Annotated in this window: 20 protein-coding genes; 9 read left to right on the forward strand and 11 right to left on the reverse strand. The window is 44.4% G+C overall.

Annotated elements, in window-relative coordinates:
• Nucleotides 1-12 precede the first annotated feature (12 nt).
• From yciH to pheA, 3 genes are all read left to right on the forward strand, one after another.
• Nucleotides 13-345, forward strand: a complete 333-nt coding sequence (gene yciH / locus AC27HD_RS04280) for a stress response translation initiation inhibitor YciH (RefSeq protein ID WP_487104053.1) — start codon at nt 13-15, stop codon at nt 343-345.
• Nucleotides 346-395: 50 nt separating this feature from the next.
• A complete protein-coding gene (locus tag AC27HD_RS04285) occupies nt 396-1,196 on the forward strand; it encodes a response regulator (protein WP_032096008.1) in 801 nt (266 codons plus the stop codon).
• A gap of 259 nt (nt 1,197-1,455) precedes the next feature.
• The gene (pheA, locus tag AC27HD_RS04290; protein ID WP_032096007.1) at nt 1,456-2,637 is read left to right on the forward strand and encodes a prephenate dehydratase; all 1,182 of its coding nucleotides are present in this window, start codon (nt 1,456-1,458) and stop codon (nt 2,635-2,637) included.
• A gap of 116 nt (nt 2,638-2,753) precedes the next feature.
• On the opposite strand, the gene tyrA is transcribed toward pheA, so the two are convergent.
• Both tyrA and AC27HD_RS04300 read right to left on the reverse strand, forming a co-directional pair.
• Nucleotides 2,754-3,899: a bifunctional chorismate mutase/prephenate dehydrogenase gene (gene tyrA, locus AC27HD_RS04295; protein WP_487104056.1), complete on the reverse strand. Its 1,146-nt coding sequence runs from the start codon at nt 3,897-3,899 to the stop codon at nt 2,754-2,756.
• A gap of 303 nt (nt 3,900-4,202) precedes the next feature.
• A complete protein-coding gene (locus AC27HD_RS04300) occupies nt 4,203-5,291 on the reverse strand; it encodes a 3-deoxy-7-phosphoheptulonate synthase (protein ID WP_032094551.1) in 1,089 nt (362 codons plus the stop codon).
• Nucleotides 5,292-5,806: 515 nt separating this feature from the next.
• Here AC27HD_RS04300 and AC27HD_RS04305 point away from each other — a divergent pair.
• Both AC27HD_RS04305 and AC27HD_RS04310 read left to right on the forward strand, forming a co-directional pair.
• Nucleotides 5,807-6,841: a metal-dependent hydrolase gene (locus tag AC27HD_RS04305; protein WP_032094550.1), complete on the forward strand. Its 1,035-nt coding sequence runs from the start codon at nt 5,807-5,809 to the stop codon at nt 6,839-6,841.
• A 198-nt stretch (nt 6,842-7,039) separates the two neighbouring features.
• Nucleotides 7,040-7,759, forward strand: a complete 720-nt coding sequence (locus AC27HD_RS04310; RefSeq protein WP_487104058.1) for an enoyl-CoA hydratase/isomerase family protein — start codon at nt 7,040-7,042, stop codon at nt 7,757-7,759.
• A gap of 94 nt (nt 7,760-7,853) precedes the next feature.
• On the opposite strand, the gene AC27HD_RS04315 is transcribed toward AC27HD_RS04310, so the two are convergent.
• From AC27HD_RS04315 to AC27HD_RS04345, 7 genes are all read right to left on the reverse strand, one after another.
• Nucleotides 7,854-8,702 (reverse strand): type 2 periplasmic-binding domain-containing protein, encoded by an 849-nt coding sequence (locus AC27HD_RS04315; protein WP_487104060.1) that lies wholly within the window; start codon nt 8,700-8,702, stop codon nt 7,854-7,856.
• A gap of 256 nt (nt 8,703-8,958) precedes the next feature.
• The gene (rplS, locus tag AC27HD_RS04320; RefSeq protein ID WP_032094606.1) at nt 8,959-9,318 is read right to left on the reverse strand and encodes a 50S ribosomal protein L19; all 360 of its coding nucleotides are present in this window, start codon (nt 9,316-9,318) and stop codon (nt 8,959-8,961) included.
• Between the two features lie 18 nt (nt 9,319-9,336).
• Entirely contained in the window at nt 9,337-10,053 is a 717-nt protein-coding gene (gene trmD, locus AC27HD_RS04325; protein ID WP_052010028.1) for a tRNA (guanosine(37)-N1)-methyltransferase TrmD, read from the reverse strand.
• Between the two features lie 45 nt (nt 10,054-10,098).
• A complete protein-coding gene (gene rimM / locus AC27HD_RS04330; RefSeq protein ID WP_032094546.1) occupies nt 10,099-10,620 on the reverse strand; it encodes a ribosome maturation factor RimM in 522 nt (173 codons plus the stop codon).
• 23 nt (nt 10,621-10,643) lie between these two features.
• Nucleotides 10,644-10,895: a 30S ribosomal protein S16 gene (gene rpsP / locus AC27HD_RS04335; protein WP_032094545.1), complete on the reverse strand. Its 252-nt coding sequence runs from the start codon at nt 10,893-10,895 to the stop codon at nt 10,644-10,646.
• A gap of 254 nt (nt 10,896-11,149) precedes the next feature.
• Nucleotides 11,150-12,529, reverse strand: a complete 1,380-nt coding sequence (locus AC27HD_RS04340; RefSeq protein WP_487104062.1) for a M20/M25/M40 family metallo-hydrolase — start codon at nt 12,527-12,529, stop codon at nt 11,150-11,152.
• Nucleotides 12,530-12,618: 89 nt separating this feature from the next.
• A complete protein-coding gene (locus AC27HD_RS04345; protein ID WP_487104064.1) occupies nt 12,619-13,491 on the reverse strand; it encodes a mechanosensitive ion channel family protein in 873 nt (290 codons plus the stop codon).
• Between the two features lie 363 nt (nt 13,492-13,854).
• Between AC27HD_RS04345 and AC27HD_RS04350 the strand changes: the two genes are divergently transcribed.
• From AC27HD_RS04350 to AC27HD_RS04365, 4 genes are all read left to right on the forward strand, one after another.
• Complete coding sequence (locus AC27HD_RS04350) at nt 13,855-15,630, forward strand: ABC transporter transmembrane domain-containing protein (protein ID WP_052010018.1); 1,776 nt, start codon at nt 13,855-13,857, stop codon at nt 15,628-15,630.
• 86 nt (nt 15,631-15,716) lie between these two features.
• Complete coding sequence (locus AC27HD_RS04355; protein WP_487104066.1) at nt 15,717-16,772, forward strand: efflux RND transporter periplasmic adaptor subunit; 1,056 nt, start codon at nt 15,717-15,719, stop codon at nt 16,770-16,772.
• On the forward strand, nt 16,765-19,884 hold the full coding sequence (locus AC27HD_RS04360; RefSeq protein WP_032094544.1) for an efflux RND transporter permease subunit: 3,120 nt from the start codon (nt 16,765-16,767) through the stop codon (nt 19,882-19,884). The genes AC27HD_RS04355 and AC27HD_RS04360 overlap by 8 nt, the downstream gene beginning before the upstream one ends.
• Before the next feature lie 436 nt (nt 19,885-20,320).
• The gene (locus AC27HD_RS04365) at nt 20,321-21,256 is read left to right on the forward strand and encodes a hypothetical protein (protein ID WP_487104068.1); all 936 of its coding nucleotides are present in this window, start codon (nt 20,321-20,323) and stop codon (nt 21,254-21,256) included.
• Nucleotides 21,257-21,279: 23 nt separating this feature from the next.
• On the opposite strand, the gene AC27HD_RS04370 is transcribed toward AC27HD_RS04365, so the two are convergent.
• Both AC27HD_RS04370 and AC27HD_RS04375 read right to left on the reverse strand, forming a co-directional pair.
• Nucleotides 21,280-22,551, reverse strand: a complete 1,272-nt coding sequence (locus AC27HD_RS04370) for an alpha/beta hydrolase (protein WP_487104070.1) — start codon at nt 22,549-22,551, stop codon at nt 21,280-21,282.
• Nucleotides 22,552-22,628: 77 nt separating this feature from the next.
• The gene (locus tag AC27HD_RS04375) at nt 22,629-23,021 is read right to left on the reverse strand and encodes a TerB family tellurite resistance protein (RefSeq protein ID WP_032094542.1); all 393 of its coding nucleotides are present in this window, start codon (nt 23,019-23,021) and stop codon (nt 22,629-22,631) included.
• Nucleotides 23,022-23,167 lie beyond the last annotated feature (146 nt).

Consider the following 23,167-nt stretch of genomic DNA (forward strand, 5'->3'; position numbering starts at 1 on the left):
TTAGAGGCAGATATGCAAGATTGGCAAGATGCGCTTTTGGTCTACAGTACTGAAAGCGGTAAAGTCAAACCAGAACAAAAGGACCAAGCTCGCTCAGTGTCGGACGATGGCATCGTTCGTATTCACCGGGAGACTAAGGGACGAAAGGGTAAAGGTGTATCTCTTATTAAAGGGTTAGACATGCCTCCTGCAGACCTAAAGAAGCTAGGCTCAGAACTTAAAAAGAAATGCGGTTGCGGCGGTGCGGTCAAAGACGGTGTGATTGAAGTTCAAACCGACGACAGAGAAAAACTTCGCCTGTTGCTGGAAAAAAAAGATTATAAGGTAAAACTTGCAGGAGGATAGCGTCTGTCCCCTCCTACTTTTTCATAAACACATAACAAAAAGAGTCCGAAATGGAAAAGCTGTCAATTTCTGATTTACATATTATTTTGGTAGAGCCCTCTGATACACAGAGAAAGATCATCACTACCTTGTTGCTCAAAGAAAGTGTTAAGGAAATTGATCCTGTTAGTACATTCGGAGAAGCAAAATCTGCCATTCGCGCACATGGCGCAGACCTTGTCGTTAGCGCTATGTATTTTGAGGACGGCACAGCGCTTGAATTGCTTAAATTCATAAAAGAGAGCGACGAGTTTAAGTCTATCCCATTCATGTTGGTTTCAAGTGAAAACCGAATGAGTAAGTTAGAAGAGTTTAAACAGGCAGGTGTGGCGGCCATTCTTCCAAAACCGTTCGAACCGCTTCATCTCTCCAGAGCGCTGAATGCTAGTCTCGACCTTATTAACCACGATGAACTTGATTTAGAGCTTTTTGATGTTCACGACGTGAGGGTATTGTTAGTAGATGACAGTAAGCTAGCCCGTAACCATATTCGCAGAGTACTCGAAGGTATGGGGCTACAGAAAATCAAAGAAGCAGAAAACGGGGCTATGGCTCTTACATTTATTAAAGATGAAGCCTTTGATTTAGTGGTAACGGATTACAACATGCCAGAGATGGACGGCAGAGAGCTATCAGAGTTCATCAGGTTCAATCCTGAAACTACGCATATCCCCATTATTATGGTTACATCCGAATCTGCAGACAGTATGCACATGGCAAACATACAGCAAACCGGTGTAAATGCGCTTTGCGACAAACCCTTTGAGCCTAATGAAGTAAGACAAATGCTCTCAGCCCTTTTAAGTAACTAGCAAAAAATTATTTCAACTTTTTTATTTAAATAATTTGACCAGCTTGTAAAAAAGAATTGACAGCTTTAGGCATTAGACTTACATTCGCTTTATGAAAACGAATATACAGCACGTAGCAATTCTATTTTTCGCGTTTACATCCTTATACTAGGAGGGCGCTGCTACATGCATAACAACCTCCCTTCAGGGAGGTTTTTTTTTATCACTTATTTACTACAACTTTTGAAGTCATAGATTTAGATTTTTATACGGGAATATTATGTCAGACAACGCACTAGATACTGTCAGGAAGCGCATTACCGCTCTAGACAGCGAATTACTAAACTTACTGGCTGAAAGAAGAAAACTCACCAACGAGGTCGCAGAAACAAAAATCAAACATCACATCCCCGTACGAGATCAAAAGCGTGAAGAACAGCTGCTTGTTCGTTTGATTAAAGAGGGGCAGAGGGTTAATTTAGACCCTCACTATGTGACGCAAATCTTTCATGTGATCATTGAAGACTCAGTTCTCAACCAGCAGGCTATGCTTGCGGAGCGCGCTAACCCAGGAAGCACGTTGCCCCTTAACCGCGTTGCGTTTTTAGGTGACAAGGGTTCTTATTCCTACCTTGCTACCCAAAAGTATTTCTCACGTCGCCCGGGTGAACTATTAGAGATTGGCTGTCAGAGTTTTGGCGAAATCATTCATAAAGTGGAAAATACTGAGGCTGATTACGCTGTATTGCCCATCGAAAACACGACATCCGGCAGTATTAATGAGGTTTACGACCAACTCCAACACACACAGTTGAGTATTATTGGCGAGCTAACCCACCCTATCCGCCATACTCTATTAGTTGGTGCGGACACATCGATTGAAAAAATTAAGACGCTGTACGCTCACCCTCAAGTTTTCACACAATGCAGTCACTTTTTAGCAGAGCTTGGCAACGTGGAAGTAAAAACCATGGACAGCACCTCTTCTGCCATGCTTACCGTAAGCGATTTAGCGCGGGATGATGTTGCCGCCATTGGAAGTGAGGCAGGTGGAAATCTTTATGGTCTTACGGCGATAAAAAGTAATTTAGCCAATCAGAAAGAAAACCACAGCCGCTTTATTGTGGTGGCAAGAAACGCAGTGACGGTTCCGCTTCAAGTACCTGCAAAGACCACGCTGGTGATGTCAACGATACAAAAGCCAGGCGCACTCGTAGAGGCATTACTGGTATTAAGAGAAAACAAAATCAACATGACCAAGTTGGAGTCTCGCCCCATTCCTGGCAACCCGTGGGAAGAGATGTTCTATATTGATGTGGAAGGCAACGTTGAGGATGGGCCGGTGCAAACTGCGTTTGCCTCGCTGCAAAGTATCACTCGTTATATAAAAGTACTTGGCTGTTACCCCAGCGAAGAAATAAGCCCGACCAAGGTGGCGGCAGCAAGTGCACTCTCTCAGTAATAGAACATCAGAACGCCAGCCCTTCGATAGTTGGTTGGATAACACATAGCAAAAAGGCGAGGTTGCATTTGCGCTTAAATGCCCTCGCCTTCTCTTTCTTCATAACTATTAAAGGTCTATTTGTCTCTCAATAACTGTCCATCGTCAGCTTTTAACAATAGCTGCTTACTATCTACTAAACATTTTTTCGCATAATCACCAAACCAGCCGCCAACTTTCATAAACTGCTCAACAAACCCTTTCTTATCGCCACTTTCCAGCAGTGATAACGCTAATCCAAAGCGCTCGTAAAATCTTCGCAATAGTGCAAAATTATCGGGGTTATTAAAAATAATGTCGGCGTATAACTGAGGAGACTGAGCAAACAATCGTCCAACCATAGCCAATTCTAAGCGATAGATAGGCGAGCTAAACATGGTCAGTGAGTCTAAATTGGGGTTTTCACCTTTAAGATGTTGGCCATACACAAACGTGTTGAAGTGGCGCATAACCTGTATATATGCCATAGCTTCATCGTGATCTTTTGCACTGGAGTTGTGAACAGTCGCGCCCCAGATTCGCATTTGCTCTATTAGCCACTCATACTTATCACTCTGGCGGCCGTTACACACCACCACCACCTGCTTAATCATACCCGGGGCATCAGGGCCAAACATTGGATGTAATCCCACCACAGGTCCTTTGTGTACACCAAGCATGGCGTTGAGCGGCATTGCTTTTATACTGGTAATGTCTGCAAGAATACAGTTATCAGGTAGCATGGTTAGGCGCTTTATAACCGCTTCGGTTAAATTGATAGGTACTGCCACAATAACTAATGAGGCGTTTGACAACAGCGTCTGCGCGTTGCCATTTTCCCAGTCGTCTTTTTCAACAACGCCCACGTTGTATTTACTGCGCTGAAACAAACTAACAAACACTCGCCCGAGTGCACCGCCGCCACCAATAACAACCACATTGTCGATATCTGGTTTCACGCAGCGGTATTCATTATTTTGAGTATGGTAAGACTCGCGCATAACGCGGCGAAGAAGATCTTCTGTTAAATCGGCAGAAACCCCCATTTCTTCAGCTTGTTGTCGCCTAGAAGCAATAAGGGCTTTCTCCCGTTCGGGAACGTAAACAGGCATTCCCGCTTGCGCTTTAATCTTCCCTACTTTGGTGGTGATTTCATTGCGCTTTGCAAGCAGTTCAACGAGCTGGGTATCCAGCTCGTCGATGCCTTCGCGCAGTGATGCCAATTGCTGTGAAAAATCGGCCATTGTGGTTTATCCTTGAATCAAATGGCACTAGGGCGTGTTGATCTTTGATGTACGAGTTTTGGGCTAAATGGAAGCATTTTAATCGCGAAACAGTCCTGTAGGCCTAGTGGGCTAAGTCAAAGGGCTGTGACAAAGAGTAAAATGCTTCCATTTAGCCCCCTTCGGGCAGCGCCTGTGAGCTATTTACTCTGCGTTGAATGGTTTCGATTTAGCCCGCTAGACCTTCAACCATTCGCCTTGTCTAAATAGCTCACAGACCGCTGCAAAAATGTACAGCAAAGATCAACACGCCCTAGTAATTCGTTATGCTACTGTGCGCTTATTTTGACGTAAGGGTAGCACAGTTATCAATTTATCTCTGGTTTGAGATATGAGGTTTTCAGTGCTTTCCCAATCAATACAGCCATCGGTAATTGAAACACCGTAGTCTAACTCCTCGTACTTCTTACCTTCTGCTTTTTGATTGCCAGGCTTTAAGTGACTCTCAAGCATAATGCCGATAATAGATTGATTACCTTCCAAAATTTGATTGACCACATTTTGCGCCACTAAAGGCTGACGACGGTAGTCTTTTGAAGAGTTAGCGTGGCTGCAATCAACCACTAAACCTGCCGTAAGATTCGCATCTTGCATCTCAAGTTCACACTCAGAAACGCAAACAGAGTCGTAATTAGGCTGCTTACCGCCGCGAAGAATAATATGGCCATCCGGGTTTCCGCTAGTGCCAATGATACTTACCTGGCCTTGCTTATTTATACCCATGAAACGATGCCCAGATGCAGCTGATTTGAGTGCATTAATAGCAATGCCTAAACCGCCGTCTGTACCGTTTTTAAAGCCCACTGGCATGGATAAGCCACTCGCCATTTCACGGTGAGTTTGCGACTCTGAAGTACGTGCACCAATAGCTGACCAGCTAAATAGTTCAGCAAGGTACTGAGGGCTTATAGGATCGAGTGCTTCCGTTGCAACCGGCAGCTCTAATTCTGCTAACCAAATTAGAAGTTCTCGGGCTTTGCGTAAGCCAGTTTCAATATCGAACGTGCCATCGATATGTGGGTCGTTAATTAAACCTTTCCAACCTGTCGTAGTGCGAGGCTTTTCAAAATAAACCCGCATCACAATAAATAGCGTGTCTTTGCATGATTCGTGAAGCTCTTTTAGCTTCAACGCATACTCTTTAGCCGCTTCAACATCATGGATAGAGCAAGGGCCGCATACCACAAGCATACGATGATCACGTCGATGGATAATATCTGAAATAATTTGGCGTGAATCTGAGATAGCCGCTAACGCTTTGTCTGAAACAGGCAGTTCAGCACTTAACGCATCGGGAGTAATAAGCACATCTTCTGCACTTACGTGAACATTATTAACAGTGTCCTTTATCATGGAAAGCTCTCTTAACTAAAAAATGAAAAAAAATATTAAACGCCAAAAGAGTATGCAACCTGCATGTAAACCTTATTGTACAACCAGCTTTTTCTATATTTCTTTAACGTCGTTGACTTTTTAACAATTAACCACTAAGGAAGCAAGCAATAACGCATAATACTTTGAACTAGGTTAGATGGGATGCGAATGAAGGGTCAAACTGGCGTTTTATTACCCACAATGAGTATAAATCAACCAACTGTGAGCTTACGGGTTTTCTGTGGTATGAGATTAGTATGTCAGTGATATAGGCTGATAGGGCACTGATATGTTAGTTAAGTTAAACGGTGGTATTGCGGTTACAATAAACAAAGATGCCCAGGCTAAGAAGATAAAAACCTAACGCTATTGAAAATGTGAGACTTGCTCCAAATGTGATACTTACTCGAAAAGAGCTGGCTGCTTTATAAGAAAATTGGCCTGATGAGGGGCTCATGTCGTATGAGTATAAAATTAGAAATTAAGTGGGCTATATGGACTCTCTCACACAAGCGGCATTAGGTGGCGCAGTTGGTTATGCGGTACTTGGAAACAAAGTGGGTAGAAAGGCCGCTTTATGGGGCGCAATACTTGGCACCGTTCCGGACTTAGATGTTTTTTTACCCTACGAGGGTGCTGTTGAAGCATTTACCTACCACCGCGGATTTAGCCACTCGCTGTTAGTCCACTTGCTTATCAGCCCCTTAATTGTGTGGTTACTCACACACATTCACAAAGACACATCAAGATTCAAACATCGTTGGTTTTGGTTGGTGTTTCTGTGTTTGTCTACTCATGCGGTTTTGGATAGCTTTACGGTTTATGGTACTCAGTTGTTGTGGCCTATAACCGAATATCCTTTTGCCATATCGAATATTTTCATCATCGACCCATTTGTCACTGTTCCGTTGCTTGTTGGCTTAATCATGGTGTTATTGCCCAAGATTCAAAACATAACAAAAGCGCGAGCCAATGCATTCGGTTTACTTGTAAGTTGCATCTATTTAGGTTGGTCACTTATTGGCAAACTTATTATTGATAACAACGTTGAATCGGCGTTAGCCAAACAAGGTATTCAGTCACAGCACTACATGAGTACACCTGCGCCGCTCACAACACTGTTGTGGCGTATCGTGGTAGTCGCTGAAGACAAGTATTATGAAATCTATACCTCTGTTTTTGATGCGGTAGAGGATGTCAGTATTGACGCCTACCCTACCGCCCCTAAATTACTTATTCCCGTGCAATCTGAATGGGGCATAAAACGCTTACAATGGTTTACCAAGGGGTTATATTCTGTGCGATTACAAAATGATGACATCATTCTCTCAGACTTAAGAATGGGTGTAGAATGTGCTTATGCGTTTAACTTTAAGGTCGCCGAACAAACGGATTCAGGCGTTGAGGTGGGTTCATTTGAAAAATTCAGTGAAAGACCCGACTTAAGCGACATGCAGTCTATTTGGCAGCGTATTTGGGACCCGTCGATTTCATTAGCACCAACCGCAGACCGGCAACCTTCTTGCTAGTAATTCTTGCTCGTAAAATGAGCGCGTAACGTGAGCTCGCTCTTATGCATGGTGGTTGCCCAGCGTCCTGTAGTGCAAATTTACAATAAGACTGCAGTGGTTTGCATGCATCAATGAATAAATATCATTAGGTTAAATTTCTCATTTGCTTATATTTATAGAAGAATACGGTAAACAATAAAGTAAAAGAGACTACGAATGGAAAATATAGCGTTAACGTATGATGGTGATGTGGCCATTCTATTGATGCAAAATGGTGAGAACCGACACAATCCCGCCTATGCTCAGGACATGTTAAAAAGCTTACAGCGCGTTATCGAGAACACCTCCTGTAAAGCACTGGTCATCACATCAAATGATGAAAAATGCTTTAGTTTAGGTATAGATACCGATTGGTTAATGCCTGCAATGAAGGCGCAGCAGTTTGATGAAATTAAAGCGTTTATGCATAGTATGGATGACGTATTTAAAACCTTACTGTTGTTTCCCCTACCTGTGATCGCCGCCATTAACGGTCATGCTTTTGGCAATGGAGCCATTCTTGCTTGTGCATGTGATTTTCGTTTTATGCGTTCAGACAAAGGGTTCTTTTGTTTTCCCGAAGTTGATTTATCTATCCCCTTTTTACCCGGCATGATTGAGTTTGTAAAAAAGGCCATGCCTTATTACCGTTTCAATGAGATGAAACTGTCGGGTCGACGAGTGTCTGGTATAGAACTCGAGCAAGACCATGTCATAGAAAAAGCCTATGACAGCCAAGAGGCGTTAATGCTTGGGGCAGTGGAATACGCAAAAACATTTGATAAAAAGCGTGGTATTTTCGGTGAACACAAAAAACGGTTGCACAAACATATTGTTAATACCATCGACACCGAAAACAAACCCCTTATTGAATCGCTATCACTTATGACAAAATAAATAAGAGTGGCTGGGGAAAGGCGCTGTGGCTTTTCTCCACCGCATTTAGATCGTGTTGTCCTTTAAAGTAAGTTTCTGTTTCAGACATGGTAGTTTATTCATTTATGCTCAATGATTCCGCCATGCTCTGTGATTCATTTATACTCAACGACTCTGCCATGCTCAAGGACTTTCCTTTACTCAATGACCTTCCTATACTCAAGGACTTTCTTTTACTCAATGAGTAGTGACTCATCATTTTTTGCCATGCCTCGGTTTTCAGTTGAGTGCCTAGCCTTTTATTTACATGCGCTGCAATGGGGCTTAAGTGTTTTGGCACTAGCACGTGTCTTAAATAGCTCTCATGAGGGATCGTTGAGATATGAAGCGAATCTATATATTTGGTTTTTTCATGTAGATACTCTAAGGTGCTTCTACTAACTACACCAAAATCGACTCTTTGGTGATAGACCATATCGATTATTTGCTCTGCAGACTCAGTATCAAATCGCTCCAACCGTCCACTAACCACTGCTTTGTTAAGCCCAACATAAAATAACCCTCTCACACCAGCCATGGTTTTATCACTTAGCGTATCGATACGAAACTCAAACGGCGTATCAACGTGGGATATAATTTCGTCCCTGTCTTCTATAAACGCTGACGTCCATAGGTATTTACTTTGCTGACTGTCTGAGAACCAATGGGGACTCACACCTAAAATGACGCCCTCTAGATTACCCCGCTCAAGCAGTTTATTTATTCTTTTTCTGGGCATGTAGGCGAGTCTGTATTCGATTTCATCGTCACTTATCAATGAGAGCAAATCGAAATACAAACCTGACTTCAATTTTTCGTCGATGATGTAAGGAGGTTTTAGATGATAGGTGTAGGCAGTGACAACGCTTGGGGATATGTCGTTGGTTGCACTTAAAAGGGAAGTATTTGCGAACAGCAACAACATGGCTAAACATGCTTTGTGCCTTCTTTTACCTAACCGAAGGACCACGCTAGGTTTCGCGAAACAGTGATACAGACTATTTATTGATAAATTAAACAATGGTTCAGTGCTTCAAAAATTAACTAACCATATATTGAAGCTATAACTCGACTACCCGCTTGTCAAACCTAAAACTCACATCTTAATTTTTAATGGCCACAAAAAAACCCGCACAAGGCGGGTTTTTTCGAAGTTAACAATAACGCAAGAATTAATAATCTTAGTTAAGCTTCTCTTTGATACGTGCAGATTTACCTGAACGCTCACGTAGATAATAAAGCTTAGCACGACGAACCGCACCGCGACGTTTAACTTCAACAGAAGCGATTTGCGGGCTGTGTGTTTGGAACACACGCTCAACGCCTTCGCCGCTAGAAATCTTACGTACGGTAAAAGACGAGTGCAGACCACGGTTACGCTTAGCGATAACAACACCTTCATAAGCCTGAAGACGCTCTTTGTCACCTTCGGTAACGCGAACTTTAACAATTACTGTGTCACCTGGACCAAATTCAGGTACATCAGTTTTAAGCTGTGCTTGCTCAATTTTTTTGATGATATCTTGACTGACTTTGCTCATCATATCCTCTCGTCCTAGTTAACTGTCATCTCGCCGCAGCTGCGCTTGGAATAGTTCAAGCAAACGCATCTGCTCCTCAGTCAGAGCTAGGTGATTTAACAAATCAGGGCGACGTTGCATAGTTCTACCTAAAGACTGCATCAGTCGCCACTGCCTAATTTTTTCGTGATCACCACTTAATAACACCTCGGGCACCTTTTGACCTTCTAGTACTTCTGGCCGCGTATAGTGCGGGCAATCCAAAAGACCGTCTGTGAAGGAATCTTCTACTGCTGAGGCTTTATGCCCTAGCACGCCGGGAACCAATCGGGCAACTGCGTCCATTAAGACCATCGCCGGAAGTTCTCCACCGCTTAACACATAATCACCAATGGAGACTTCTTCATCTACGTGGCTTTCGATTACGCGTTCGTCGATTCCTTCGTATCGACCGCAAATTAAAATTGTGCGTTCGATACTGGCCAAGCGTTTAACGCCAGCCTGATCAAGGGGTTTTCCTTGGGGTGATAAGTAGATCACCTTACTGTTTTCACCGCCAATATTCTTGGCAGCGTGTATTGCGTCAGTTAGCGGTTTTACCATCATAAGCATGCCGGGTCCGCCTCCGTAGGGGCGATCGTCTACTGTACGATGGCGATCATGAGTAAAGTCACGGGGGTTGAAGGTATCAACCGATAACTTACCAGATTTAACTGCCCTACCTATTACACCCTGTTGGGTAAATGGGGAAAACATATCTGGAAAAAGGCTAATAACTCCGAACCACTTTTCCGGTGTCACTTAAAACCCCGGGTCCCAGTCAACTTTAATGACCTTCGCTTCCTTATCTACCTCGTGTACGACTTCGTCGAATACAAAAGGCACAAGTCTTTCTTTTTGACCAAAGGCATCGCCTACATTAGCTTTAACGTGAATAACGTCGTTAGCACCTGTGTTAAATACCTCTTTCACCACACCTAAGTCGTAACCTTGCGTAGTTACCACTTTCATGCCGGTGAGCTCTCGCCAGTAAATGCCATCGTCGCCCAAGTCGGGAAGTTGCGAAGCGTTAATGTAAATATCCAAGTTTTTGACGCGTTCAGCATCATCTCGGTTCTCTACACCCTCAATCTTTGCAACTAGGCTTTTGCCGTGCGTTCGCCATTGATCAATCGAACATTCTTTTTCTTCACCAAGAAACCAAGGCGTGTACTCGAAAATGCCCTCTGGCTTTTCTGTATAGCTGTTGATTTTGACCCAACCTTTAACGCCGTAAGGCGCTCCAATTTTGCCAACAATCACTTTGTCAGACGCTAGACTCATCTATACTCACCAGTTAAAACAGCTTACGCTGCAGATTTTTTCGCTTCTTTTACCAAGCTAGATACGCGATCTGATAAGCCCGCGCCTACGCCAACCCAGTAATCTACACGTTCAAGATCGATGCGAAGACGTTCCGCTTGACCTTGTGCAGTTGGGTTGAAGAAACCGATGTTTTCAATGAAACGACCGTTTCTTGCACGGCTGCTATCAGCAACCACTAGTTGATAAAATGGACGCTTTTTCGCGCCACCACGCTGTAAACGAATAGTAACCATAAAATGCCTCGAACTCGTTGTAGCGTTACCGTTAACTTAAACCCTCTTATCACGCGCAAAAAGTAAGCGCCTGATAGAAGGCTGGCGAATTATACGGATGTGGTGTTCGAATGCAAGTAATAATGCGGGATAAATGGGATTTAGCGGGCCTGTAATGCCGGTCTTGCGGCCCGCTTGAATTTTGGGTCAAACTTACACGTTAAGTAATGTGGTGCACTAAAGGTCTACACTCACTTTTGAACAAGATGCACGACCTATTTTGGGGTGCCTTGTTTTGGGGGGCCTTGTTTTGGGGTGACGTGTTTTGGGGGGCCTTGTTCGCTTAATCGATATATGAGCACAGCTGCCTTGTGAATGTTTTGAGCAAATGTAGACATGTCGGCAACTTCATCTTTCGTGTGGCCGCCATCTCCCATCAATCCGAGGCCATCTATAGCCATGTCGACATGGTCTGCGGCAAATGAAATATCAGCCGCCCCTGCATTGCGCGGGTTTACTGGCGCAATCGGTCCGTAGCCTAACGACTCACTCACGTCGCTATACATTTTTAAAAGAGCGTAATTTTGTTCGGTTGGCGCCATTGGTGGATACCCTTCAGCGAAGGTAAGCGTTGCCGACGTGTGCGCTAAATTGTTAGTCACTATGTCTTGCATCACACGCTTTGCTTTAGTGAGCTCATCTTGGGTCAGTGTGCGAATTCCACCTTTTACAGTCACCTCTTTGGCTACCACATTTGTTTTTCCAAAGCCTTGAACAATAGAATTTTCGGCCTGAACCTCTACTTCGGTTCCTCCCGCAATTAACCCTGGGTTAAAAGTGATATTGCCAACACCGGCCAATTCCTCTCGAAACGTATTTAAAATACGTGCAGTTTCAAAAATAGCCCCATAACCTATGCTGTCGGTAAATATTTGAGAAGAATGAGCAGGTTTACCCGCTACATCCAACTGCCACCCTATTGAACCCCTCCGAGCAACTACTGCGGTTTTGATATCGCCATCAGCATCTTCAAAACCCAATGCGATGTCTGCCCAAACAGCTGCATCAATTAGCGCTTTTTTCGATAATGAAAGTGGACGCCCACTACTTTCTTCATCGCCAGTCATCACTACTTTTATGCTCACATTATCTAGCAGGTCGAGTGCTTTGAGGGCCTGCAGGGCGGCAATAATTATCACATCCCCACCCTTCATGTCTGTAATACCAGGGCCCGCAATATGAGTCTCGTCTACAGGGCGGTACGTCTGAAATGCATCATCTTTTGCAAATACCGTGTCTAAATGACCAATCATCAGTATTTTCGGCCCTGTATTACCGTAGCTGGCTACCAAGTGCCCTGCTCGATTAAACTCGGCGCCATCAACCCACTGGGTGTCAAAGCCCATTGCATCAAATTCAGACCGATAAATAGCGCCAACTTTTTTAACACCGTCAAAGTTCATCGTGCCGCTATTAATGTTCACCGTCTTTTCTAACGTTGTCTTTGACTGCTCAAGAGATTGGTCGATGTACTGCGTGATTTTTTTCTCAGTTGCGGTATCAGCCATACTGGTATAGCTAATTGCGCACAAAAAACTTGTAGCGATTGTTAGGCTAGCCACCTTTTTTATTTTTCTATTCATCTTTGGTGTCATCTTTTAGCATCCTTACGGTTAGGTGAAACAGTCAACTCACCTTTTTAATATAAGCGATTAAATAGGGTGAGTAATAGCATCTGCTGTCATCATACAGGTTCATTATCATTGTGGTTGCTAAGCGGCAGCGGCTCTTTAAACGTAAGCGTGCGATAAGGGAATGGAATTTCAATACCGGCTTCGTCTAACGCTTTCTTAATTGCTGTTACAACGATATCCCTACTTTTATGCATATCGATAGGTCGTGAGTTTGCCCACCAGCGAACGGTGAAATCAAGAGACGATGAATTGAATTCACGGGCGTAAACTTCAACACCTCGCTGTTGATTTATGTCATCGAGCCCTTCTAATGCGCTACGAATAACTTCACGGGCAGTGTCGACATCTTCACCATAGGCAACGCCAACAACAAGGTCAAAGCGACGAAGTGACAGATCCGTGAGTACATAGACTGGGTTTTTAAAAAGAAAGCTGTTGGGAACGATGATGAGCTGATCATCCGTTTTGCGAAGATAGGTTTCTCGAACCGTTATTTTTTCTACTCGTCCATTGATGCTCTCGCATTCAACGAAATCTCCGATACGCATGGGTTTGCGCAGCATAATCAATATTCCCGCAAAAAAATTCTCGAAAATATCTTTAAACGCAAGGCCTACTGCTACAGAGCCCAACCCTAATACGGTTAGTAACTTCGCTGGGGTGAGACTAGGAAATATAATCGTAATGGCAATGAGAAAGCCCACCGTCCATACCGTTACCTTTATAAGACTGGCGAATAATTCGCACAATGAACGGCGAATTTTCGAGTTTTTTAAAGACCGCTTTAGGACAGCAGTGAGAATTCGAGCCATCAGCCATGTGATGATGAGAACCACGAGTGCAATTGCAAGTAGCGGAAGTAGCTCTACAAACCCCACCCACATTCGCTGGACTTTTTGAAATAGTGGCTCAATAAAATTCACCAGGGTGCTCCATAAGTGAAAGGTTTAACACAGAAGTGTCTGCAACCTTATTTGTTGTTTTTGTAGCATAAACTAAACACCTTCCACACCCAAGACTGTTTTAGCGCGGGTTACATTCAACATATAAGCAAACCTGAGACAACGCTGACAGCAGCAAACAAGTACTTTGTTCCTAAAAGCGGCGCAACGAAAAATTAGCTTATCGAAAAGTGGCTAACTCCCATCCAACTGATTTACTGCAAATGTAGTCGCATGTACAAATCAACTGGAGCCATTAACACGTATACTCAATTCTACTGCGCCGCATGTTGCGATTGCAGAGCAACGTGAACAAACCCCCGAAGTATTTAAAAAGAGGCTATTTTGACGACTCCACTTGATGAAGTGTCCACTAAACAGGTTTTGCATTGGATTGGCTCTCACTTAAGCCATTACAAAAAAAGAGTAGCGGGTGCAGTTGTCGCCTTGCTCACGGCCGCTGTTGCTTGGCTAATGCTTGGCCAAGGGATCAAATATGCTATCGACAACGGGTTTGTGGACAACGCTTCTGATACGCTGAATCAGGCAACCGTTGTTGTACTAGGTATAACCTTGGTAGCCTGTATTGCTACCTATGCTCGTTTCTATTTAATGACATGGCTAGGTGAGAGAGTAAGCGCGGATATAAGAAACCAGGTTTATTCTCATTTGCTGTCATTGCCCCCGTCGTTTTTTGCCGAATTGAGAACCGGTGAGGTTATCTCTCGATTTACCAGTGATACCACGGTTATCCAGACCGTCGTTGGTATGAGCCTGTCAATGACTCTGCGTTCTGTGATTACATTCATTGGTGCTCTGATTCTAATGGGTATATCGAGCCCCTTGTTAACGCTGTGCGTTATTGTGGCAGTACCTGCGGTATTAGTGCCTATTAAAGTGCTTGCTCCACAAGTCAGGAAGTTTGCCAAAATTAGTCAAGACAAAGTGGCAGACCTAGGCTCACACATAGATGAGAGTCTTCATGAAATCATGACAGTGCAGGCTTATACGGCAGAAAATAAAGAACGCTCTCATTTTGCCTCAAGAGTAGAGGCTGCCATGGGGGCCGCTGAACACCGAATACATTATCGCTCGCTGCTTATTGGCTGCATAATGTGTTTAAGCATGACGGCGATTATTTTTATCGCATGGGTTGGCGCACGCCAAGTGCTAGAAGGGCAAATGTCCGTCGGTGAACTATCCGCCTTTTTGTTCTATGCAGTAATGGCTGGTGGCAGCGTCGCTACAATAAGTGAAGTTATAGGAGAAGTGCAGCGCGGCGTGGGCGCCAGCGAGCGTCTTTATCAACTTATCCAAGCTGAATCAGATATTCAGCCCCCTTCAAGTAATACAGACAATGAAGAAACGGTTGTCACATTAGCGGAAAACGCATCCCCTGCTATAAACATCAACAGCGTCAGTTTTAGCTACCCAAGTAGTAAAGCACTGTTTACTAACCTCAACCTCAATATCCGCGCTGGAGAAAAACTGGCGCTGGTTGGCCCTAGCGGCGCAGGCAAAACGACATTATTTCAGCTTCTTATGCGTTTTTATGAGCCTTCATCAGGCAGCGTTGTATTTAACGAAACCAACATCAACAACCTGCCATTAGCACAATTACGTGATCAAATAGCCGTAGTAACCCAAGAGCCCGTGGTATTTGCCCGCTCTGTGATGGACAACATCCGCTATGGAAAACCCGAAGCCACTGATGAGGATGTGGTTAAAGCGGCAAAGCTCGCTTTCGCCCATGAATTTATTGATGCCCTTGATAACCGATACGACACCCAGCTTGGTGAACGCGGAATTAAATTATCAGGTGGGCAAAAACAACGTATTGCCATTGCTAGGGCTATTTTAGCCGACCGACCTATTTTACTGCTTGATGAGGCAACCAGTGCCCTCGATGCCATGAGTGAGCGAATGGTTCAACAGGCAATTAACCGCTTAATGGAAGGGAAAACCAGCATTGTGATTGCTCATCGACTAGCAACGGTTCAACACGCCGACCGCATTGTTGTAATGGATAAAGGAAGCATAGTGGCCACCGGGGATCATGCCTCTTTGATGAAAAGCGATACCCTGTATAGGGAATACGCTGAACTGCAATTGCTTAGCTGAACCGCCTATGGTGCTATACGGTATAAATTTGCACTAGCCAAAAGTCTAATTAAAAGACAAAAAACTTATAACTAATGGGTTACAAAATGAACAAGTCAGTGGTTCGCACAATGAAGACATGGATTGGTCTTTTTTCTTTATTTTTGTTTATGCCGTTCGCACACGGTCAATACATGGGTGACCGACAAGCCAAGTTGGTTGTGACAAAACCTATCGAATTCATGAACGAGATTCGCAAGGTTGAGGCGGTAGGTAGCGCTGAAGCAGTGCAGTCTATCGTGCTTTATTCCGCTGTAGCCGACGAGGTTACTGAGATTAATTTTGTGCCCGGTCAAAATGTCGAGGAAGGAAAAGTACTTGTTCGCCTTGACGACCGCAGACAAAAAACTGCATTAAAGCGCGCTGAACTTACCCTAGCTGACGCCCAGCGTACCGTCGAACGTCTTGCATCGAGTTACAAAAAAGGGGCAATCCCGGTAAATGAACTTGACCTTGCCAAGACACAGCGTGATTTAGCAGAAGTCGCGTTAGAAGATGCAAAGACAGATTTAGAAGACCGTCGTATTGTTGCGCCCTTTGACGGCGTTGTTGGCTTTACCGACGTGGAAGTGGGCGACCGTATTAATGAGCAGACGATGATCACCACGCTGGACAATCGTAGCAAGCTGTTTGTTAACTTTAAAGCTCCTGAAGCAGCTCTAGCTGTATTGCTAGACGGTCCGCAGGTTATCCTAGAGCCGTGGAGTGATAAAGAAAAAAGCGTGAAAGCAGAGATTGCGCAGGTAGATTCGCGTATCAATGAAACCGACAGAACACTACGAGCACGAGCTCTTTTGGACAATTCATCTGATCAATTCAGACCAGGCATGAGTTTTCGAGTTAATCTTTCCATTGAGGGCGACCGATTTGCCGCCGTTCCAGAATCAGCTTTATTATGGGGTGCCACTGGTGCTTACATTTGGCTTGCGGTAGATGGCAAAGCACAAAAATTAGACGTAAATGTTCATCAACGTCTTCGTGGCATAATATTGGTATCGGGTGATATCACTAATGGTGACACACTCATTGCTGAGGGTGTACAGCGCCTGAGAACTGGCCAATCTATCACTACCGAAATAGCTGGGGGGCCAGCCGGTGAGTGATAAACAACTTTCTTCACAGGCAAACGACCTTCCATCGCTAGCGATAAGACGTCCAGTACTTATTGTTGTTTTAAATTTGCTTATCGCTATTGCTGGGTTTGCAGCGTTAAGCGGTCTTGAGGTTCGCGAACTTCCCGATGTAGATACGCCGCGAGTAACAGTTACAGCGACATTCCCTGGTGCATCACCTGAAACGGTTGACGCAGAAGTAACCAGTCGCCTTGAAGGTGCGGTAGCGCGGGTAAGTGGTGTAAAAAACATTTCAGCGCAAAGCGAAGAAAACTCGGCCCGTATTCGTGTTGAGTTCCGCCCTGGTGTTAACCTAGAGGACGCCGCGAACGAAACCCGTGAGTCAGTAAGCCGCGTACAGCGACAGCTTCCTGAAGATGTTGAACAGGTTGCCATTATTCGCGCTGACAACGACGCTCAAGCTGTTGTGAGCTTAGCTATATCGAGTAAAACACTTGATATGGAAACACTCACCGAACGAGTAAATACCGATGTCGCCCCCTTATTTTTAAGTATTCCAGGGGTTGCTGATGTCAATATGCGCGGTGAAAGGGAGCGCGTGCTCCGGGTGTCAGTCGATCCACTGAGATTAACCAGCTTTGGACTGTCGATGAGAGACGTGTCCGACGCGCTTGTTTTAGCTCCGTTTGATGTGCCCGCCGGTAGTATTCAGTCATCTGAACAGGCTCTTATTGTTCGAGCTGACGCTACGTCAGTATCAGCCCAAGATGTTGGCGATATCGTTATATCAGGCGACATACGGGTTAACGATGTAGCAAGCGTATATTTTGGCCCAGCAGATTCAACCAGTATGGTGCGATTAGACGGCATGCCGGTTATTGGCTTGGGGGTTATTCGTCAAGCCAGCTCTAACACCATTGAAATCTCTGATGAAGTGCTTGAAATGGTGGGTGAACTAGACAAACGCTTTACTGATATGGATATTGTGGTCACCGCAGACGACGCCGAATTTATCCGTGACTCGGTGAAAGAAGTGGTTATTTCACTTAGCCTCACTGTGGCGCTAGTGATTGTTACGTTACTTGTCTTTATTGGCTCGTGGCGCGCAACGCTCGTCCCCGCCCTATCCATTCCAGTGTCTTTAGCAGGTGCGCTTGCAATAATCTGGGCAATGGGCTTTTCCATTAATATTTTGACCTTGCTAGCGCTTGTGCTTGCCACCGGTATGATTGTGGATGACGCTATTGTTGTGTCAGAGAATATTCAGCGCCGTCGCAGCATGGGCCTTGGCGCAAGGGCAGCTGCGGTGATTGGTACACGAGAAGTGTTTTTTGCGGTAGTGGCAACAACCGCAGTACTTGCATCTGTATTTATCCCCATTGCGTTTTTGCCATCTACGGCAGGTAAACTCTTTAGAGAATTTGGCGGTGTATTAGCCGGCGCAGTGATCATTTCCTCGTTCGTTGCCCTTTCACTGGTGCCTGCGCTTACTGCCCGTCTTGCAGTCAAAAAGCCAAAAGAAAACGGCAAAAGCTTTTTTAACGCCACCTTTGGCCGATTTGGTAACGCGTGTCTTTCGCTGTATCAATCATCGCTATTAAAAGCGCTAAAATATGGTTGGGTTGTTGGTGTATTAAGTCTAGCAGCCGGCGGTGGCGCCTATATATTATCGGGTAATATCGATAATGAACTACTGCCTAGTGAAGACCGTGGAACGATACGCATTTTTGCTCGTGGTCCTGACGGTGCCGGTCTTAACTTTATGGATAGACAAGCCGAGAAGATGGAAGAGATGCTGCTTCCTTATGTGGAAAAAGGCACAATAGATTCTATGTACACCGTAGTTGGGCAATGGGATCCGAACATTGTCTTTATCACCGCGCCCCTGAAGCATTGGGACGACCGCGATATGTCGCTACAAGATGTGGTCAATGAAATTCGCCCAGGCCTGCAGGCTATTCCTGGCGCACCTGGAAACGCATTTGGCGGAAATAGTTTGAATCTTCGCGGACAAGGCGGCGGTTTGGAAATGGCGTTAACCGGTGATACGTATGAAAATATTTATCAGGCAGCGCAGACTTTTGCCACTGAAATAGAAACTAAGCTACCCTATTTAGGCCGTCCACGGGTGAGTTATGACCCTACTCAGCCACAACTGCGTGTGAATATCGACAGACGACGTGCTGAAGAGCTTGGTGTGCCGTTAAATGACATTTCTAGTGCACTACGCGCCGCGGTAAATGGCGATGACATTGCCGATTTGAACGTAGGCGATCAGTCTATTCCCATCATGCTTCAAACCAGCAATAGAAATACGATGGCGCCTTCAGATCTGACTAACCTCTACGTGAAGAGTACTGATGGCAACCTTGTCCCACTATCGAGCGTGGCCTACATTAGCGAAGAAGGCGTAGCAGCAGAATTGGAGCGTCAGGCCCAACGTAGAGCCATTGAGCTTGAAGTTGAGCTGCCTGAAGATAAGGCGCTGAGTGATGTGGTTGAAGAAATACGCGCTATTTCTCAAGATACATTGCCAGATGGTATTGGCCTTATCTTTTTAGGTGAAGCACAAACTTTTGAAGAAACGTCTAAGCAAGTCGCACTTACCTACGTACTGGCATTTGTTATTGTGCTATTGGTATTGGCTGCACAGTTTGAGAGTGTTAACAGTGCAGTAGTAGTCATGCTGACTGTTCCCTTTGGTATTGCGGCGGCGGTTTATGCATTGTTCTTAACCAGTACTTCAATAAACGTTTACTCACAGATTGGCTTAGTCATGCTCATTGGCCTTTTGGCGAAAAACGCCATATTACTTATTGAGTTTGCCGACCAGCTTCGGGATAAAGGGTATTCTGTTTACGATGCTATTGTGGAAGCAGGCACGGTACGTTTAAGACCTATTATGATGACATTGGTGTCTACCATTTTAGGTGGGCTTCCATTAATTCTATCCACTGGCGCTGGTGCGGAAGCAAGAAATGCTATTGGTTGGGTGGTATTTGGCGGCCTAGGTATTGCGGTTGTTTTCACGCTATACCTCACTCCTGTGCTGTATCTTGCTCTAGCCCGATTTACTAAGCCTAGAGCTGATGCTAGTGACCAGCTTGAAAGGGAATTAGAGGAAGCTCAGCCACATACGTAAGTGCCAATAGCGTAAAAACAGCAAATAACGCTTAGCTAATTGAAAGGTCGTTCTTGAAGAGCGGCCTTTTTGTTTTGATGGTGATAAATATTTTAAAAATCATGTGCATTACAAACCCTAGACACTATATTCGTTTATTTAAAAACAAAATTTCAGTTCATCAGGGTTAATCTTATAGTCATGTGGTCGCAGTGTTTTTAAAATATCTGCGGAACATGCTAATGTTAACCAGATGGTTGTTAAATGTAAAAAAACCGATAAGGAAATGGTTTTGAATAAAAGAATACTGTTATCACTAGTTTGGCTATTATCGAGTCAAGTTTTTGCTGGCCAACTGACAAAAACGTACTCTTGCGACACGTGCGATTACGAGGACGCGTATAACATAGCCCAAAAGAGGTTCAAGCCGATAGCTTGTACTTCAGGGTCAAATGGTATGCCAACGTTCGATGATACATTTCAATGCAACACGACATTAAATATTGTCATTGTGGCTAACCCTATTAGTTCACAGGCATTCAAGTTTGAGATTGAAGCTACAAATCACAACCAATATACAGACGCAGTAAAAGTTACTGTAAATAACAAAAGCATCAATGCAAATGAATCAGCTGCCCTTCGAGCATTCTATGAGATAAATAAAGAGTTTCGAGATGCAATAAATGGTTTCTCTAATTCGGTTCAAAACCTATCATCCAGTCGATATTCTCCGTCTCACAAAACTAACACTTATAGCACTAATGCTGACGATTCGTGTAATAACCACCCATCCGTTATTTTTAAACCTACAGCAGAAAAAGATGTACTGCGAGAGCTAACAAAGAACTTAGCTCGAACAATAGTCACAAGAGGCTGGAACGATGTATATGAAGAAGTAAGATTTAACGGTGCTGGGGTTCAAATATCGGCTGATGCAGGCGGTGCCGATATTTCTTGGGAATATAACAACTTAGACTCCTTTGTAAAAAAGTCATATGGCGGCACTGATAACAAACTCATTTATAAAGTCTTATTTGCTGGGAATGCAAGCGCATCTGGAGAGAGAGAGTTGGACTTTAGATTCGAGTTAGATAAAGCAGCATCAAGAGTAGATGGTTTTCCATTGTCTACTTTCATGGGTGGTGGTGGGCACCCAGTTGATCTGACGCAATCCGCAGTATCGAATTGCTTACTCAAAAATATTGAAAGTATTGCGCAAGAGACGATATTCAATGGTGGTGTTACTGGGTCGGGAGAAACAGGTGGTAGCTTTGAGCCTGGTACGATTATTGGCACAGGGGTATGCACCAAACGCACAAAATATACACCATGCTCAACAACCATGGATGGTGTGAGGTTGTGTACTGAAAACTCAATACAAACCAAGTGTTGATAAACAAAGGCAATGCAAAAATTCTAGAGAGTGCAAAAGTCACCCGCAGACTCATCGCTGGTAAATGCCACTATTTTATCTATCATCACATCAAAGTAAGGGTTGTAGGTTAGCCTTGCGTAAACACGGTTGGCATCCTCATCGTCATAGCCCCAAGGGCCATACCATAAGTCTTTACCTTCTTTACCTTCTTTACCTTCTTTACAGCGCGCTTCTGATTCACTCCCTTGGCCGTTATCACAAATTTTAAATGTGCTTTGCGTGCCGTATAGCGAGTTTCTAGCAGAAAACAACGAACTCATATGCGATGCGGCGCTTATACGCTCCTCTGGCAAATTCATTGATTGCATAAGCAGCTGCCCAGACATCAACGGATTATCAATAAATACGTCTGGGGCTTCCTCGCCCTGCCAAAGTAAACACTTTTTATCATTGGTAAAGTTTTCTTTAAAGCGTTGGGCAACATGTTGTGTATCTACAACACTGTCTTTTTCTGCCAATACCATTAGCACGGGAACATCTAATGACGTTTTATTCCCATTGCCATTATCAAACCGGCGCGCTAGTGCATTCACGCTTTCTTGGTAAGCCGCGAAACCGGGCATGGCGGTAGAATTGTAGCGACTTGGATTGTCTTCAGCTTCCACATTCGGCCAAGGGTAAAGCGTATCAATATAAGGCGCTAGTTTAGATACGAAAAAACGAGATTTAAACGCTGGGGAAAAGTGAATCATCCCGTTAATATCATTTCTATCAAAGGCGCTAATGGTGGTGAGGTTAGCCCCTGTTGAAAACCCACCCACATAAAGCTGCTCAACCGTAGAGGCAAATTGCTCAAGCTGAAAATCTGTCTCTGCTTGCCATTGCTCGTAACTCACCGAAAGCATGTCGCCAGGTTTTGAACCATGCCCAGGTAATAACATTACGCGCACTCTCAACCCTTTATCACACAGGGTGGCGGCTAGCTCTCTAAAAAAGTACGGAGAGTCGCCTAAACCATGTACGAGAAACAGGCCTTTATCATTAACTGAAATACCGCACTCAAATGGCATATTCATAGCAATTTCAGCGCTTTTGTCTGTTCCAACAAAGCTGCGATTGGCGCTCAAATAGTTAAAGACTTGCTCTTTGTAATTAGCAAAAGGAGCAACCTGAGTGGGGAACGGTTGAGTGCTGGCATTAAAGCTGGCGTCGCTTTGAGCATCGTCGAAAGAATGACAGCTCGTAAGCAGCGGAAACAGTACCAATACTGATAGGCTCTGCCCAATTTTATTTTCGCTAACATGTTGAGGCATAAGCACCATAAAAGGAGGGGTTGTTGTACCGCTGTGCTTTTAACACACAGCGATACGATTTATGTATAGATTCACTTCTACTGAACGGTCTCACTACCAGAGACAAGGGCTTTGGCGAGCACTTTATGAGTAAGCAGTGATAGAAGCTCGGTCTCAGCTTCGCTTCGCTCTCCATCAACACCTGTTATGGCCATTGCCACTTCAAGGGTTTTATCAGCGTCGAAGGAAAGCGCATTTTTCAAGCTGCGCATGTAAGAGACTGCGTCTCCCGTATCTATGGCCTTTCGTGTTTGATAAATGGTGTCATTGAGAAAGGCTTCTGGGCAAATTGGGCTTTCCCATGAAAGTGTATCCACAATGTCACTGAGGTAGTCTTGCTCTGATAATGTCACTACACCATCTACTTGATAAAGCAAAACAGATAGTTGGATAAGGGCTTGGTTAAAACTTTGTTGTTCTGATAATTGCATAACATCTTCCTCTTCGTACTGTACGCACCAGCACCACAACGATTCTACGTCCTGTAGAAATATAATTTAGAACATCATATGGTCGGACTGACCGAGCTAACGTGGGCGCTGCTATCACTGTGTATAAAGCTACAACACTGTGATGA

The sequence above is a fragment of the Alteromonas sp. 4NS20-0143 genome (assembly GCF_057542855.1).

Excerpts from the sequence above, each read along its gene's own strand:
- AC27HD_RS04370 (WP_487104070.1), bottom strand. The coding sequence starts at position 22,551 with ATGCCTCAACATGTTAGCGAAAATAAAATTGGGCAGAGCCTATCAGTA.
- trmD (WP_052010028.1), bottom strand. The coding sequence starts at position 10,053 with ATGTTTTCCCCATTTACCCAACAGGGTGTAATAGGTAGGGCAGTTAAA.
- pheA (WP_032096007.1), top strand. The coding sequence starts at position 1,456 with ATGTCAGACAACGCACTAGATACTGTCAGGAAGCGCATTACCGCTCTA.
- AC27HD_RS04285 (WP_032096008.1), top strand. The coding sequence starts at position 396 with ATGGAAAAGCTGTCAATTTCTGATTTACATATTATTTTGGTAGAGCCC.
- AC27HD_RS04300 (WP_032094551.1), bottom strand. The coding sequence starts at position 5,291 with ATGATAAAGGACACTGTTAATAATGTTCACGTAAGTGCAGAAGATGTG.
- AC27HD_RS04365 (WP_487104068.1), top strand. The coding sequence starts at position 20,321 with ATGCCAACGTTCGATGATACATTTCAATGCAACACGACATTAAATATT.
- rplS (WP_032094606.1), bottom strand. The coding sequence starts at position 9,318 with ATGAGCAAAGTCAGTCAAGATATCATCAAAAAAATTGAGCAAGCACAG.
- rimM (WP_032094546.1), bottom strand. The coding sequence starts at position 10,620 with ATGAGTCTAGCGTCTGACAAAGTGATTGTTGGCAAAATTGGAGCGCCT.
- AC27HD_RS04355 (WP_487104066.1), top strand. The coding sequence starts at position 15,717 with ATGAACAAGTCAGTGGTTCGCACAATGAAGACATGGATTGGTCTTTTT.
- AC27HD_RS04375 (WP_032094542.1), bottom strand. The coding sequence starts at position 23,021 with ATGCAATTATCAGAACAACAAAGTTTTAACCAAGCCCTTATCCAACTA.
- AC27HD_RS04310 (WP_487104058.1), top strand. The coding sequence starts at position 7,040 with ATGGAAAATATAGCGTTAACGTATGATGGTGATGTGGCCATTCTATTG.
- rpsP (WP_032094545.1), bottom strand. The coding sequence starts at position 10,895 with ATGGTTACTATTCGTTTACAGCGTGGTGGCGCGAAAAAGCGTCCATTT.
- AC27HD_RS04305 (WP_032094550.1), top strand. The coding sequence starts at position 5,807 with ATGGACTCTCTCACACAAGCGGCATTAGGTGGCGCAGTTGGTTATGCG.
- AC27HD_RS04315 (WP_487104060.1), bottom strand. The coding sequence starts at position 8,702 with ATGTTGTTGCTGTTCGCAAATACTTCCCTTTTAAGTGCAACCAACGAC.
- yciH (WP_487104053.1), top strand. The coding sequence starts at position 13 with ATGCAAGATTGGCAAGATGCGCTTTTGGTCTACAGTACTGAAAGCGGT.
- AC27HD_RS04340 (WP_487104062.1), bottom strand. The coding sequence starts at position 12,529 with ATGACACCAAAGATGAATAGAAAAATAAAAAAGGTGGCTAGCCTAACA.
- tyrA (WP_487104056.1), bottom strand. The coding sequence starts at position 3,899 with ATGGCCGATTTTTCACAGCAATTGGCATCACTGCGCGAAGGCATCGAC.